This is a genomic window from Pseudomonas neuropathica, assembly GCF_051174785.1.
GTDB classification, from domain to species: Bacteria; Pseudomonadota; Gammaproteobacteria; order Pseudomonadales; family Pseudomonadaceae; genus Aquipseudomonas; species Aquipseudomonas neuropathica_A.
Window position 1 is genome coordinate 2,293,318 of the sequence record NZ_CP195111.1, and the last position, 13,434, is coordinate 2,306,751.

17 protein-coding genes are annotated in these 13,434 nt (G+C 59.3%); 8 read left to right on the forward strand and 9 right to left on the reverse strand.

Annotated elements, in window-relative coordinates:
- Nucleotides 1–8: 8 nt before the first annotated feature.
- Complete coding sequence (locus tag ACRRSD_RS10320; RefSeq protein WP_007912819.1) at nucleotides 9–269, reverse strand: putative signal transducing protein; 261 nt, start codon at nucleotides 267–269, stop codon at nucleotides 9–11.
- A 9-nt stretch (nucleotides 270–278) separates the two neighbouring features.
- Nucleotides 279–461, reverse strand: coding sequence for a CPXCG motif-containing cysteine-rich protein (locus tag ACRRSD_RS10325; RefSeq protein ID WP_038360988.1), 183 nt, complete (start codon nucleotides 459–461; stop codon nucleotides 279–281).
- 142 nt (nucleotides 462–603) lie between these two features.
- Between ACRRSD_RS10325 and ACRRSD_RS10330 the strand changes: the two genes are divergently transcribed.
- Complete coding sequence (locus ACRRSD_RS10330) at nucleotides 604–1,767, forward strand: 1-acyl-sn-glycerol-3-phosphate acyltransferase (protein WP_007912824.1); 1,164 nt, start codon at nucleotides 604–606, stop codon at nucleotides 1,765–1,767.
- A 60-nt stretch (nucleotides 1,768–1,827) separates the two neighbouring features.
- On the opposite strand, the gene ACRRSD_RS10335 is transcribed toward ACRRSD_RS10330, so the two are convergent.
- A complete protein-coding gene (locus tag ACRRSD_RS10335; protein WP_016985168.1) occupies nucleotides 1,828–2,106 on the reverse strand; it encodes a hypothetical protein in 279 nt (92 codons plus the stop codon).
- A 193-nt stretch (nucleotides 2,107–2,299) separates the two neighbouring features.
- Between ACRRSD_RS10335 and ACRRSD_RS10340 the strand changes: the two genes are divergently transcribed.
- Nucleotides 2,300–2,506, forward strand: a complete 207-nt coding sequence (locus tag ACRRSD_RS10340) for a hypothetical protein (protein WP_108226064.1) — start codon at nucleotides 2,300–2,302, stop codon at nucleotides 2,504–2,506.
- Between the two features lie 241 nt (nucleotides 2,507–2,747).
- On the opposite strand, the gene ACRRSD_RS10345 is transcribed toward ACRRSD_RS10340, so the two are convergent.
- Nucleotides 2,748–3,332 carry a YajG family lipoprotein gene (locus ACRRSD_RS10345; protein ID WP_008086137.1) on the reverse strand — a complete coding sequence of 195 codons (585 nt, stop codon included), beginning with the start codon at nucleotides 3,330–3,332 and terminating at the stop codon, nucleotides 2,748–2,750.
- A 204-nt stretch (nucleotides 3,333–3,536) separates the two neighbouring features.
- Here ACRRSD_RS10345 and ACRRSD_RS10350 point away from each other — a divergent pair, with 204 nt between their 5' ends.
- Complete coding sequence (locus ACRRSD_RS10350; RefSeq protein ID WP_007912834.1) at nucleotides 3,537–3,770, forward strand: hypothetical protein; 234 nt, start codon at nucleotides 3,537–3,539, stop codon at nucleotides 3,768–3,770.
- Nucleotides 3,771–4,478: 708 nt separating this feature from the next.
- Entirely contained in the window at nucleotides 4,479–5,987 is a 1,509-nt protein-coding gene (gene mqo / locus ACRRSD_RS10355) for a malate dehydrogenase (quinone) (RefSeq protein WP_435037991.1), read from the forward strand.
- Between the two features lie 149 nt (nucleotides 5,988–6,136).
- Here mqo and ACRRSD_RS10360 read toward each other — a convergent pair whose 3' ends face one another.
- The 3 genes from ACRRSD_RS10360 to ACRRSD_RS10370 all read right to left on the reverse strand — a co-directional run bounded on the left by ACRRSD_RS10360 (nucleotide 6,137) and on the right by ACRRSD_RS10370 (nucleotide 7,704).
- The gene (locus ACRRSD_RS10360; protein WP_150652030.1) at nucleotides 6,137–6,424 is read right to left on the reverse strand and encodes a PA4642 family protein; all 288 of its coding nucleotides are present in this window, start codon (nucleotides 6,422–6,424) and stop codon (nucleotides 6,137–6,139) included.
- A 63-nt stretch (nucleotides 6,425–6,487) separates the two neighbouring features.
- Nucleotides 6,488–6,967, reverse strand: a complete 480-nt coding sequence (locus ACRRSD_RS10365) for a hypothetical protein (RefSeq protein ID WP_435037992.1) — start codon at nucleotides 6,965–6,967, stop codon at nucleotides 6,488–6,490.
- 179 nt (nucleotides 6,968–7,146) lie between these two features.
- The gene (locus tag ACRRSD_RS10370) at nucleotides 7,147–7,704 is read right to left on the reverse strand and encodes a hypoxanthine-guanine phosphoribosyltransferase (RefSeq protein WP_016987197.1); all 558 of its coding nucleotides are present in this window, start codon (nucleotides 7,702–7,704) and stop codon (nucleotides 7,147–7,149) included.
- 163 nt (nucleotides 7,705–7,867) lie between these two features.
- Between ACRRSD_RS10370 and upp the strand changes: the two genes are divergently transcribed.
- Together upp and ACRRSD_RS10380 are read left to right on the forward strand one after the other, a co-directional pair.
- Complete coding sequence (upp, locus tag ACRRSD_RS10375; RefSeq protein WP_102359089.1) at nucleotides 7,868–8,506, forward strand: uracil phosphoribosyltransferase; 639 nt, start codon at nucleotides 7,868–7,870, stop codon at nucleotides 8,504–8,506.
- A gap of 2 nt (nucleotides 8,507–8,508) precedes the next feature.
- Nucleotides 8,509–9,783 (forward strand): uracil-xanthine permease family protein, encoded by a 1,275-nt coding sequence (locus ACRRSD_RS10380; RefSeq protein WP_435037993.1) that lies wholly within the window; start codon nucleotides 8,509–8,511, stop codon nucleotides 9,781–9,783.
- Between the two features lie 115 nt (nucleotides 9,784–9,898).
- Here ACRRSD_RS10380 and hemH read toward each other — a convergent pair whose 3' ends face one another.
- Both hemH and ACRRSD_RS10390 read right to left on the reverse strand, forming a co-directional pair.
- Nucleotides 9,899–10,924, reverse strand: a complete 1,026-nt coding sequence (gene hemH / locus ACRRSD_RS10385) for a ferrochelatase (protein WP_435037994.1) — start codon at nucleotides 10,922–10,924, stop codon at nucleotides 9,899–9,901.
- 13 nt (nucleotides 10,925–10,937) lie between these two features.
- Nucleotides 10,938–11,840, reverse strand: coding sequence for a TIGR01777 family oxidoreductase (locus tag ACRRSD_RS10390; RefSeq protein ID WP_435037995.1), 903 nt, complete (start codon nucleotides 11,838–11,840; stop codon nucleotides 10,938–10,940).
- A gap of 197 nt (nucleotides 11,841–12,037) precedes the next feature.
- Here ACRRSD_RS10390 and ACRRSD_RS10395 point away from each other — a divergent pair, with 197 nt between their 5' ends.
- Nucleotides 12,038–13,024 (forward strand): NAD(P)/FAD-dependent oxidoreductase, encoded by a 987-nt coding sequence (locus ACRRSD_RS10395; protein WP_405122881.1) that lies wholly within the window; start codon nucleotides 12,038–12,040, stop codon nucleotides 13,022–13,024.
- Nucleotides 13,021–13,236: a TIGR02450 family Trp-rich protein gene (locus ACRRSD_RS10400; protein WP_435037996.1), complete on the forward strand. Its 216-nt coding sequence runs from the start codon at nucleotides 13,021–13,023 to the stop codon at nucleotides 13,234–13,236. Before ACRRSD_RS10395 ends, ACRRSD_RS10400 begins: the two co-directional genes overlap by 4 nt.
- Nucleotides 13,237–13,434 lie beyond the last annotated feature (198 nt).

Genomic DNA, 13,434 nt, shown 5'->3' on the forward strand with positions numbered 1-13,434 from the left:
AGCTCAGCCTAACAGACCAGCGTCCCGGGGAAGCTCTCCGGTTCATCGCCGGGCAGCGGCAGCGCGGCATTGTACGCGGTGATCAGCTCGCGGGCGTATTCGGCCTGGTCGTTATCGACGGACAGTCCCAGCAGACCGAAAATCGGCAATTCACCCGTACCACCAAGCAAATCACGGCCGATCAAGTGCGCCTCTATCCCTTCGCTGGCGAGCATGCCCTTGAGCATTTCGCCTTCCATCAGGTTTTCCGGCTCGTAGATTCGCTGCATGGGCGCGCCTCACTCGTTTTCGCTGAAGACTTCCAGATGCCATTCCTCTCCATGAACCTGCAATACAAACGTGATCGGCCGACAACACACCTGACAGTCCTCAATGTACGTCTGATCACCGCCGGACAGGTCCAGCGTCGTTTCGACTTGCTCACCACAATACGGACATTCGTACAGTGCGCTCTCCAGCATCGCGGTCTCCCAAGTGACTTGTGCGTATAATCGCCGGTCTATTTGCAGGGCTATTTTTGTCTGGCTACTTTTTCAGACCGTGCCCCGCGGGTTTTCGATCAAAACCTTTACTTACCCTAGCCGTTTCCAACAAGAGAGCATGATGGGCGAATTCGATGCCATCCGACCTTACGACGACAGCGAAGTACCTGTGGTACTGGCAAGACTGCTCGGCGACAAGGCGTTTCTAGATATCCTCACCCACTTCCGCTTCCCGCGCTTTGCCGGTGCCTTCGGCTGGATGCTCAAACCACTTATAGCCCATCGGCTGCGTCGTGAGTTCGCCGACGTGACGTCAGTGGCGACGTTGCAGGACAAGGTCGAGTCCTACGTCGACCACACCATTGAGCGCGCTACCGACGGCGTGACCTACACCGGTGTCGAGCAATTCAAGTCCGGCAGTGCCTATCTGTTCATCGCCAACCATCGCGATATCGTGATGGACCCGGCCTTCGTCAACTATGCCGTGTACCACGCCGGCCTGCCGACGCCGCGCATTGCGATTGGCGACAACCTGCTGCAAAAGCCGTTTGTCAGCGACCTGATGCGCCTGAACAAGAGCTTCATCGTCCATCGCTCGATCACCGGTCGTCGCGAGAAAATGGCCGCGTATCAACTGCTGTCGGCGTACATCAACCATTCGATCCGCAACGATTGCGCCTCGATCTGGATCGCTCAGGCTGAAGGTCGGGCGAAGGATGGCGATGACCGCACCGAGTCGGCGATCCTCAAGATGTTCCACATGAGCCGCAAGGACGAACCGTTCGGCGAAGTCATCCGCTCGCTGAACGTCACCCCGGTGTCGATCAGCTACGAATACGACCCGTGCGATCAGGCCAAGGCCCGCGAGCTGTTCATCCGCGCCACCACCGGCACCTACGCGAAAGCGCCGGGCGAGGATGACGTGAGCATCGCCAAGGGCATCACTGGCTACAAGGGGCGGGTGCACGTGAACTTCGCGGCGCCGATCACCGAACTGTTTGAAGACACCAAGCAATTGGCGGTCGAGATGGACAAGCAGATTCTTGGCGGTTACCGGTTATTCCCGGTGCATTACCTGGCGTATGCGCAGTGGGCCGATGCCGATCCGCAGTTGAATGTGCCGAAAGCTGCCGAGGTGTTCCCGGCCGATGAACTGGCCAAGGCACAGGAAGAATGGCAGAGCCGGCTGGACGCTTGCCCTGAGGAGCATCGTCCATATCTGGTGCTGCAATATGCGACGCCAGTGCGTAATCAGTATCGGGTCAAGGCTGGGTTGCCGCTGTAAGCGGTTTCCACCTGACGCAAAAACGGCGCCTTCGGGCGCCGTTTTTTATGCCTGAAGCTTTTAGAAGCGCGTGCTGATCCAGGAAACGATCAGGGCCAGGCCCAAGCAGGCAAAACCAAAACGATAGAAAAACCGGTTCATGCGCAAGGTCGCCCAGTCCAGGATCGGCTCGGCATTCGGCTGCGCCTGACGCTGGGCGGCAATGCTGGCCATCGCGCGCTGTTCACGGCGGCGGGTGGCGTGCAGCAGCCAACTGCCCGGAAACGCCAACAGCAGCGCCAGCAAGTTGATCAACTTGGCGGGATGGGCGGTAAACAGCGTCATCAAATGCAGCGACATCACAGACCTCTATCTGAACCGGTACGGCAGTCGCCAGATCGACGACTGCGGCGCGGATTCTAACCAAACCTGCCGGTTCAACCCCAGTCTTTGCGACAAATAACCTGACAATCGACCGATGGCTGTCCTGTGTCACGGCTTCGTCATGTGGATACACCAAGATGCGCGCCTCGAAACGCACATGGAACGCGACATGCTTCACGCTGAAAACCAGGATCGTCTGTACCTCATCACGCCTTATGAAGAACAACAGAGTCTCGTCGGCAGTCTCGCTTTCAACGTTCAGGATCGCCATTGGCTGGTGTATTGCGCGCTGGGCGGGCATCAGCATGCGGATTTGCCGGAGACGGATTTGTTGACGGGCGTGAGCGTGCTCGACTTCTATTCCCAGGCTGCCTAAAAGCAAAAGCACCCTCACCCTAGCCCTCTCCCAGAGGGAGAGGGGACTGACCGAGTTGTTTTTTCGAGATACATCACCTGAAAAACTCGAGTTGAACTCCGGTTCTGAAAAGCCCCCGATCGGCTCCCTTTCCCCCTCGCCCCCCTGGGGGAGAGGGCTGGGGTGAGGGGGTACGATTTCAGGCCCCACAAAAAAGCCCGAAACCATCACTGGCCCCGGGCTTTTTCACATCCGCCGAAAACTACTCAGCCAGAACCTGACCCACGGTCGGATCCTTGAACAGACGCGTCAGCGCATCGCTCAACACGTCGCTGACCAGTTTGGTGTTGGTTTCCTGGTTCGGCGCCATGCCGAAACGCTGGTCCAGCGAAGCCCCGTAACGGCCGCTGTAACGGCGGTTAGCGTTTTGCACATCGGAGCGGAAGGTCGCGCCGATGGTCGCTTCGGTCACGTACATGCCTTCTTTTGGCGACTGGTATTTCAGCTCGGCCAGGGTCACGGTCAACTGCGGAGCATTCGGTGCGTTGTTGGTCGGGGTGAAACCCAACAGACGCACGGCAGCTTCAGCCTGAGCCTGCAGCTTCGGCAGGATCTGCTCGCGCTGCACGGTGATGGCGCTGGTTTCCGGGTACAGGCCGCCACGGGTACCGAGGGTTGGCGACGGACGACCGTCAACCACACGCACGACGACTGGCTGGCCACGGCCGACCGCTGGCAGCTGGGTGGTCAGCTTCGGCTCCGGGTTCAGTTGTTGCGGGCTGTGGGCGCAGCCGGCCAGGGTCAAACCGGCCACAGTGATCAAACCGAACAACAGGCGTTGCAACATGCTCTTCTCTCCAGAATCAGGCACAAACAGGCCGGCAGTATAGCGGTGGGCCACTGCGGGTAACCAGCGCCCGGCAGCGAATACTGAAATGTCTGACAAACCCTTGGGAAAGCGGTTCCTGTCACAGATTATTCACCCGGCATACACGTTGACGTCACGGCGCCTTGGCAACCTTGCAATCAGTCCCCCACAAGGTACTCAATCATGCGTTATCTGATCTCGTTGTTCGCCCCACGTCCACTGCATCGCAGCTTCGCCCTGCTCGACCGCAACGGCCATTGCCAGGCATTCAAGCAGTGCAGCCTGCAACCGATGGGCGACGGTTGGGTGGAAATCGAAGAAATCCGCCTCAACTGGTTGCACCAGCCACTGCCCGCCAGCGCCCGCGTCATAGCGTCGCAGCCCCGTGCACGGGTGCAAGCGATGTTGAGCATCTGACCGGATGCCTAATAAAAGTCATTAAACACGAGCAACTGCCCGCATTTCTTCGATACAATCTCCCCCCGATTATAAGGACGTCTCCTGATCGGGCCCCGCAACAGCGTCAATGCGCATGCATTTGACATCAAAATCGCCCACAGAGAGCCGCCCACACAGATCGAGTGAAGTTGGCGCGCTTGCCTGTTCTTCCGGCAAAAACCCCGCTTTTCGCGAATCTGCAGAGCTGTCATGACGCTCGGCCACCGCGTTGTTTTGCCTTTGCGGGCAAGGTGCCAGGCCTGGACAGCCCTTTTTGAGGTTCACGTCTTCAAAAGAGCGTGAAAAAAACGGGTTTTCACAACTTCACAAGAGTGTGGCGAGCAAATGAAAAGTTTTGCGTCTGAACATGCACCATTAGCGTCTGAAACAGCCCAACGACACAGGACCGGGTATACCTCGAATATCGGAGCCTGAAGCCTGTCCGCTACGGATTTGGTTGCACAAAAACGGATGTCTCGACCATAAGTCGAATTGCCAGCCGTGTGCTGAAATGAGTTCATGGAGCTCTTGAAAGCCAAGCCGCATACATCCGTCGAAGTTGCGAAAAATTGCGAAGATTCGGACATGGCGACCTGACCACGGATAGCCCGGACATCATTGACCTGTCCCGGAACGCCTGGCAGCCATGCCGACAATTTGGTGCTGCAGATTTTGGAGACGCGTTAAATGGCGCATAACGAAGCAGTCGACGTAGTTCTGGTTGGGGCGGGCATCATGAGTGCCACCCTGGCCGTGCTGCTCAAAGAGCTCGACCCCGCGATCAAGCTGGAAGTCGTCGAGCTGATGGATTCCGGTGCTGCGGAGAGTTCCAACCCTTGGAACAACGCCGGTACCGGCCACGCCGGCCTGTGCGAGCTGAACTACACGCCGCAAGCCGCTGATGGCACCGTCGACATCAAGAAAGCCGTGCACATCAATACCCAGTTCGAGGTGTCGAAGCAGTTCTGGTCGTACCTGACCAGGAAAGGCACCTTCGGCTCGTGCAAATCCTTCATCAGCCCGGTGCCGCACCTGAGTTTCGTCCAGGGCGACAGCGGCGTGTCTTTCCTCAAGTCGCGTTTCGACGTGTTGAGCAAGCACCACGCTTTCGCCGACATGGAGTACACCGAAGACAAGGCCAAGATGGCCGAGTGGATGCCGCTGATGATGCCGGGCCGCTCGCCGGACGAAGTCCTCGCTGCCACCCGCGTGATGAATGGCACCGACGTCAACTTCGGCGCCCTGACCAATCAGCTGCTCAAGCATCTGACCAGCGCTCCGGACACTCAAGTCAAATACTGCAAGCGCGTCACTGGCCTCAAGCGTAACGGCGCCGGCTGGACCGTCAGCATCAAGGACGTCAACAACGGCAATACCCGTGAAGTCGACGCCAAGTTCGTCTTCCTCGGCGCAGGCGGCGCGGCGTTGCCGTTGCTGCAGGCTTCGGGCATCGAAGAAAGCAAAGGCTTCGGCGGCTTCCCGATCAGCGGCCAGTGGCTGCGTTGCGACAACCCGGAAGTGGTCAAGCATCACCAGGCCAAGGTTTACAGCCAGGCCGCTGTGGGTTCGCCACCGATGTCGGTGCCGCACCTGGACACCCGCGTGGTCGACGGCAAGAAATCCCTCCTGTTCGGACCGTACGCCGGTTTCACCACCAAGTTCCTCAAGCACGGCTCCTTCATGGACCTGCCGCTGTCGGTTCGCGCCGGCAATATCGGGCCGATGCTGGCCGTGGCAAAAAACAACATGGACCTGACCAAGTACCTGGTCAGCGAAGTGATGCAATCGATGGAACAGCGTCTGGAATCCCTGCGCCGTTTCTACCCGGAGGCGAAAGCCGAAGACTGGCGCCTGGAAGTGGCCGGCCAACGGGTGCAGATCATCAAGAAAGACCCGAAAAAGGGCGGCATCCTGCAGTTCGGTACCGAACTGGTGTCGGCCAAGGACGGTTCCCTCGCCGCCCTGCTCGGCGCCTCGCCAGGTGCATCGGTGACCGTTTCGATCATGCTCGAGCTGATCGAGAAGTGCTTCCCGGCCAAGGCCAAGGGTGAGTGGGCTGGCAAACTGGCGGAAATCTTCCCGGCCCGTGAAAAGGTGCTGGAAACCGATGCTGCGCTGTATCGCAAGATCAACACGCAGAACAACATCGCCCTGGAACTGGTTGAAGAAAGCAGCGAGACGCCAAGCTACGCTTGATCACGCCGCATAAAAAACGCCCCGATCGGGGCGTTTTTTATGGACGCCAGAATCAAAAGATCGCAGCCTGCGGCAGCTCCTACATGGAATGTGTATTTATCCTGTAGGAGCTGCCGAAGGCTGCGATCTTTTGATCTTGTCTTTTGCCCTTAACCGCGGGACTTTTCGATCAGCTCGATGTATTCCGGGGCGTTGCGCTGATCGGCGATCAGGTCAACAAAGGTCTTGCCCTGCTCATCTTTGCCATCAACGTCATAGCCCGCCGCGACGAAGAAGCCGAGGAAGCGCTCGAAGTCATCGATACGCAAGCCACGGTAAGCCTTGATCAGTTTGTGCAGCGACGGCGAAGTGGCGTCGACCGGCTCAAAATCGAGGAACAGCTTGATCTGCTCATCGCCGATCTCGTCACCAATCACTTGTTTCTTATCTTTACGCATTGCCGACTCCAGCTCGCAGACATGACACGGGGCGGGCAGTTTACCCCTGCCCGGCCGCCCGGCTCAACGCGATCGCACCGCCCCGGTGTGCAAATCGGCCCAGATATGGCCGTTGGCGTAACTGAGGAACTGCACATACACGGTGTCGTTGCGCAGCAGATCGATGATCACGCGGTATTGGGCCTGTGGATAAAACAACGTCAGGGTTTTGCCCTTGTCGTCGTAGACCGGTTTTTTCAGGCTTTTGCTTTCGCCGTCGAAATTGACCAGCACTTGGGTGAAGGTCGCGCCCTTGTTCAAGGACTTGCCCTTGAGGCGGATCATTAGTGGCGAGGTAACCGGAATCGGTTGTTGATTGGACTGGCGTTGCGCGCCCACAACCACGGCATAGTCAGTGACCTGCATGAGTTGCTGCTGCTCGGGCTCGGCATCGCGCACGGTCAGATCGTCCGGCGGCAGGAACTGGCTGTGCATCGGCGCGGCGGAAAGAGGCAGGCTGAAGATCAGGAAAAGCGCGGCGAGGCTGCGGATCGAGAGGCTCATGACGGGCTCCGGAGGGCGGGGCCGAGCACTCTAGCATGGGGAACGCGGATGGATCTGCATACACAAAACAACTGTGGGAGCGAGCCTGCTCGCGAAAGCGGTGTGTCAGTTTTCAATGATGCTACTGACACGACGCCTTCGCGAGCAGGCTCGCTCCCACATTTAGACCGAGGCGCGGATTACATGCCTTTAACGGCAAAGATCCCGTTGGCGTTGCGCCAGTAGCCTTTGTAGTCCATGCCATAACCGAAGATGTAGCGGTCGATGCATGGCAGGCCGACGAAATCAGCCTTCAGGTCAGGACGCGCCTTGCGGTCGTGGTCCTTGTCGATCAGCACGGCGGTGTGCACTTTGCGCGCGCCGGCGTGTTTGCAGAAGTCGATGATCGCGCCGAGGGTGTGACCTTCGTCGAGGATGTCGTCGATGATCAGCACGTCACGGTCGATGAACGAAACTTCCGGCTTGGCTTTCCAGAACAGGTCGCCGCCGCTGGTTTCGTTGCGATAACGAGTCGCGTGCAGGTAGGACGCTTCCAGCGGGAACTGCAGATGAGTCAGCAGCTTGCCGGAGAAAATCAGCCCGCCGTTCATCACGCAGAACACCACCGGGTTGCTGTCGGCCAGTTGTTCGTTGATTTGTGCACCGACGCGGGCAATGGCGGCCTCGACTTCAGATTCGGTGTACAGGCAGTCAGCCTCTCGCATGATTTGACGGATATGCTCGAGATCAGCGGACATGGCGCTCTCCAGGGGTTGGCGGAATTGGAAAAGCGGGCAAAGGTACGCATCCATCGAGGCCGAATCAAGCCTTTATGGACTAACGTACAGAATGTCCTATAGGACATCACCCTCGGATAGATTAATCTAGGCCGGTTTTTTTGCCCGCCGCCGGAGTTTTTCCATGCCCATCCTCGAGATCCGCCATCCGCTGATCCGCCATAAACTCGGCCTGATGCGCCGCGCTGACATCAGCACCAAGAATTTCCGTGAGCTCGCTCAGGAAGTCGGCGCCCTGTTGACCTATGAAGCTACAAAAGATTTGCCGCTGGAGTCCTACGATATTGCAGGCTGGTGCGGCACCGTGTCGGTCGAGAAGATCGCCGGCAAGAAGATCACTGTCGTGCCGATCCTGCGCGCCGGCATCGGCATGCTTGAAGGCGTGCTGAGCCTGATCCCGGGTGCCAAGGTTTCCGCTGTGGGCGTTGCCCGCAACGAAGAAACCCTGCAAGCGCACACCTATCTGGAAAAACTGGTTCCGGAAATCAACGAACGGCTGGCGATGATCATCGACCCGATGCTCGCCACCGGCAGCTCGATGGTTGCGACCATTGATCTGCTGAAGAAAGCCGGCTGCAAGGACATCCGCGCCATGGTGCTGGTCGCCGCGCCGGAAGGCATTGCTGCCGTAGAAAAGGCTCACCCGGACGTGACCATCTACACCGCGTCCATCGATGAGCGCTTGAACGAGCACGGTTACATCATCCCTGGACTTGGCGACGCCGGTGACAAGATCTTCGGCACCAAGCAGAAGGACGCGTAACCATGCAGCACGAGTTCAACGATCCGCTCTGGCGCACGGTGCTGTCCGGCGCCCAGATGCTGTTCGTGGCTTTCGGCGCCCTGGTGCTGATGCCGCTGATCACGGGCCTGGACCCGAACGTGGCACTGTTTACCGCAGGTCTTGGGACGATCCTGTTCCAGATCGTCACCGGGCGTCAGGTGCCGGTGTTTCTGGCGTCGAGCTTCGCCTTCATCACCCCGATCATTCTCGCCAAGGGCCAGTTCGGCCTCGCCGCGACCATGGGCGGTGTGATGGCGGCCGGTTTCGTCTACACCTTCCTCGGCCTGGCCGTGAAGATCAAAGGCACGGGCTTCATTGACCGCTTGCTGCCACCGGTGGTGATTGGTCCGGTGATCATTTCCATCGGCCTGGCCATGGCGCCGATTGCCGCGAACATGGCGATGGGCAAGGCTGGCGATGGTTCTGAACTGATCCATTACCAGACCGCGATGATGATCTCGATGCCGGCATTGCTCACCACGTTGATCGTGGCGGTGTTCGGTAAAGGTATCTTCCGTCTGGTGCCGATCATTTCCGGTGTGCTGGTCGGTTTTGCCATGGCGTTCTATTTCGGTGTCGTTGATACCGCGAAGATTGCCGCAGCGCCATGGTTTGCGATTCCGCACTTCACCGCGCCGGAATTCAACTGGCAGGCGATTCTGTTCATTGTTCCGGTGGCGTTGGCCCCGGCCATTGAGCACATCGGTGGCGTGATTGCGGTCGGCAGCGTGACCGGTCGCGACTATCTGAAGAAGCCTGGCCTGCATCGCACCCTGCTCGGTGACGGCATTGCCACCACCGCAGCCGGGCTGTTCGGCGGCCCACCAAACACCACCTATGCCGAAGTGACGGGCGCGGTGATGCTGACCAAGAACTACAACCCGAAAATCATGACCTGGGCGGCGATCTTCGCCATCAGCCTGGCGTTCATCGGCAAGTTCGGCGCGCTGCTGCAAAGCATTCCGGTGCCGGTGATGGGCGGGATTCTGTGCTTGCTGTTCGGTTCGATCGCGGCGGTGGGCATGAACACCCTGATCCGTCACAAGATCGATCTGGGCGAGGCGCGCAATCTGGTGATTGTCTCGGTGACATTGGTGTTCGGGATTGGCGGTGTGCTGGTCGGCACTGGCACAGGTCCCGACGACTTCGGCCTCAAAGGCATCGCGCTGTGCGCGGTGGTGGCGATTGCGCTGAACCTGATTCTGCCGGGCAATGATGGCTGGAAGAACAAGAAGGCGGATGAGCCGCTGATCTAAACCTTTAGATCTGATCGTTCCCACGCTCTGCGTGGGAATGCCTCTAGGGACGCTCTGCGTCCAGTGACGCGGAGCGTCACGGGCTGCATTCCCACGCAGAGCGTGGGAACGATCATCACAGGGCCAGCGGCGCTCGTTCGCAAAGGGTTGCCAACGCCTTCGCCCATTGCGGGTCGTCATTCAGGCACGGCACCAGCACCAACTCTTCGCCCCCCGCTTCGCGGAACTGTTCCTTGCCGCGGTCGCCAATCTCTTCCAGCGTCTCGATGCAATCGGCAACAAACGCCGGGCACATCACCAGAATCTTCTTCACGCCGCTTTTCGCCAGTTCATCCAGCCGCGCTTCGGTGTACGGTTCGATCCACTTGGCCCGGCCCAGACGCGACTGAAACGACACCGACCATTTGCCATCCGGCAGGCCCATGCGCTGAGCGAACAACGCCGCTGTGCGCAGGCATTGCGCGCGATAACAGGTCGCCAATACCGCAGGCGAAGCATTCTTGCAGCAGTCGTCATTCTTGAAACAATGATTGCCGGTCGGATCGAGTTTGGTCAGATGCCGCTCGGGCAAACCGTGGAAGCTCAGCAGCAAGTGATCGTAATCCTGCTGCAGATGCGGCCTGGCGCTTTCAACCAGCGCATCGAGGTATTCCGGCTGATCGTAGAACGGTTGCAGCACCGACAGTTGCACGTCGAGTTTCTTTTCGCGGATCACCCGCTTGGCTTCTTCGATCACGGTGGTCGTGGTGCTGTCGGCGAACTGTGGATACAGCGGCGCCAGCGTGATGCGCCTGTGCCCCGCCGCCACCAGTTTGAGCAAGCAGGTTTCAATCGATGGCTCGCCGTAACGCATCGCCAGCTCCACCGGCCCCTGCTTCCATTGCGCCGTCATCTGCTGTTGTAGGCGCCGGCTGAGCACCACCAGCGGCGAGCCCTCCTCCCACCAGATCGAGGCGTAGGCGTGGGCCGATTGCTCGGGGCGTTTGATCAGGATCAGCGACACCAGCAGACGCCGCACCGGCCATGGCAGGTCGATCACGTACGGGTCCATCAGGAATTGATTGAGGTAGCTGCGCACATCGGCCACCGAGGTGGAGGCCGGGGAACCCAGGTTGACCAGAAGCAAAGCGTGATCGGTCATGCAATGTCCTATTTCAGAGGCGGCTGGAGAGATCATCCAAAGCCGCGCGTAAATCCGTGAACTGGAAAGTGAAGCCCGCTTCCAGCAAGCGTGCCGGCACGGCCTTCTGGCCGCCGAGCAACAACAAAGACATCTCGCCGAGGCCGACCTTCAGCGCCAGCGTCGGCATCGGCATGAACGCCGGGCGGTGTAAAACGCTGCCCAGCGTCTTGGCAAATTCGCGATTGCGCACAGGTTTCGGCGCGCACGCATTATAAGGACCGCTGGCCTGATCGCGGTGCAGAAGAAAATCAATCAGGGCGATTTGATCGTTGATATGAATCCACGGCATCCACTGCCGACCATTGCCCAACGGCCCGCCCAGCGCGAGTTTGAACGGCAACAACAAGCGCGACAAAAAGCCGCCCTCGGCCGACAGCACCAGACCGGTTCGTACCAGCACCACGCGGATGCCCTGAGACTCGGCACGTTGCGCGGTTTCCTCCCAGGCAATGCACAACTGACTGGCGAAATCGTCGATCACCGGCGGCGAATCTTCGGTCAGTTCGCGCTCGCCGCCATCGCCGTACCAGCCGATCGCCGAACCGGAAATCAGCAATGCCGGTTTCTGCGCGCGGGTTTCGAGCCACGCCAACAGCGTTTCCGTCAGCGTGATGCGGCTGCTCCACAACAACGCCTTGCGACGATGGGTCCACGGCCGATCGGCAATCGGCGCGCCTGCCAGATTGATGATCGCGTCCACAGGCTCCTCGCCGAGGTCTTCCAGGCGCGCGATGCCACGCACCTGCGCGCCGCAGATCTTCGCGACTTTTTCCGGCTTGCGACTCCACACCGTCAGGCGGTGCCCCTGCTGCGACCAGTGTCGGCAGAGCTGACGTCCTATCAAACCAGTACCGCCGGTCAGCAATATGTGCATGACATCTTCCTCGCGTGGCGTTTAACCCGGATCACTAGTCTATTTTTATAAGCAGGGATCTTTTCTATCGGGCAGGCTCTATTGTTTAACCATAGGCCAAGCTGTCAGAACGAGAACGCTAGAAGTTATACCAAAAAACAAAATTGTACAGGTTTCATCCACAGCGTAGTCTGTACAGAAAGGTAAACGAGGCCCCTATGACTGTACCTATCGCAATCATCGGCACCGGCATTGCCGGACTCTCCGCCGCCCAGGCTCTGACAGAGAGCGGGCACACCGTGCAATTGTTCGATAAAAGTCGCGGCAGCGGCGGGCGCATGTCGAGCAAGCGCAGTGACGCTGGCTCGCTGGACATGGGCGCGCAATATTTCACTGCGCGTGATCGCCGCTTCGTCACCGAAGTGCAGCGCTGGCAAAGCCTGGGCTGGGTCGCCGAGTGGACACCGCAGCTCTACACGTATCAGGGCGGGCAACTGAATCTGTCGCCGGACGAGCAGACCCGCTGGGTCGGTGCGCCGCGCATGAGCGCCATCACCCGTGGCTTGCTCGATGGCCTGGAGGTGCATTTCGCCTGCCGGATCACCGAGGTCTATCGCGGCGAGGAACACTGGCATCTGCAGGACGCCGAGGGCTTTACACACGGCCCGTTCAGCCACGTCGTGATCGCCACGCCAGCGCCGCAAGCGACTGCACTGCTGGCCGCTGCACCGAAGCTCGCCGGGGCGGCTGCCGGGGTGAAAATGGAGCCGACCTGGGCCGTCGCCCTCGCCTTCGACACACCGCTGGATACGCCCATCGAAGGTTGTTTCGTGCAGGACAGCCCGCTCGACTGGCTGGCGCGAAACCGCAGTAAACCGGGGCGCGACAACACTCTCGACACTTGGGTGCTACACGCCACCAGCGCGTGGAGCCGGCAACACATCGACCTGTCCAAGGAAGCGGTGATCGAGCAACTGCACGGCGCCTTTGCCGAGTTGCTGCACAGCGCCATGCCCGCGCCGAGCTTCAGCCTCGCCCACCGCTGGCTCTACGCACGTCCCGCGACAGGCCACGAGTGGGGCACGCTGGCCGATGCCGATCTGGGCCTGTACGCCTGCGGCGACTGGTGCCTGTCCGGGCGTGTCGAGGGCGCTTGGCTCAGTGGCCAGGAAGCTGCGCGACGCTTGCACGAACACCTGCAATGAACCGCATCAATCCGCGTAAATTGCTGCTGTCGAAATGGACAGCAGCCCACCCGCAGAATCGTGAAAAACACTTTCTGGTGACTGAACTGTTTCGCGACGAGGAAGGCACGGTGCTGGAAGTCGAGTTGCAGGCAGTGTTGACCAAGCGTGCTGAACGGCTCGACTGGCAGACGCTACAAAACAACGCTGAATGGCTACAGGGTTGGAAATAGCCACCGACCATTGTGGGAGCGAGCTTGCTCGCGAATGCGGATTAACATTCAACAGATGCATTGACTGACAGACCGTATTCGCGAGCAAGCTCGCTCCCACAGTGAACGGCGTTTAATCCAAAAAGTTATACAAATAATTTGACTTGTACATCCACGAATCTATGCTGAGCAAAGTTGTACAGAGATCTACCTCTGTAC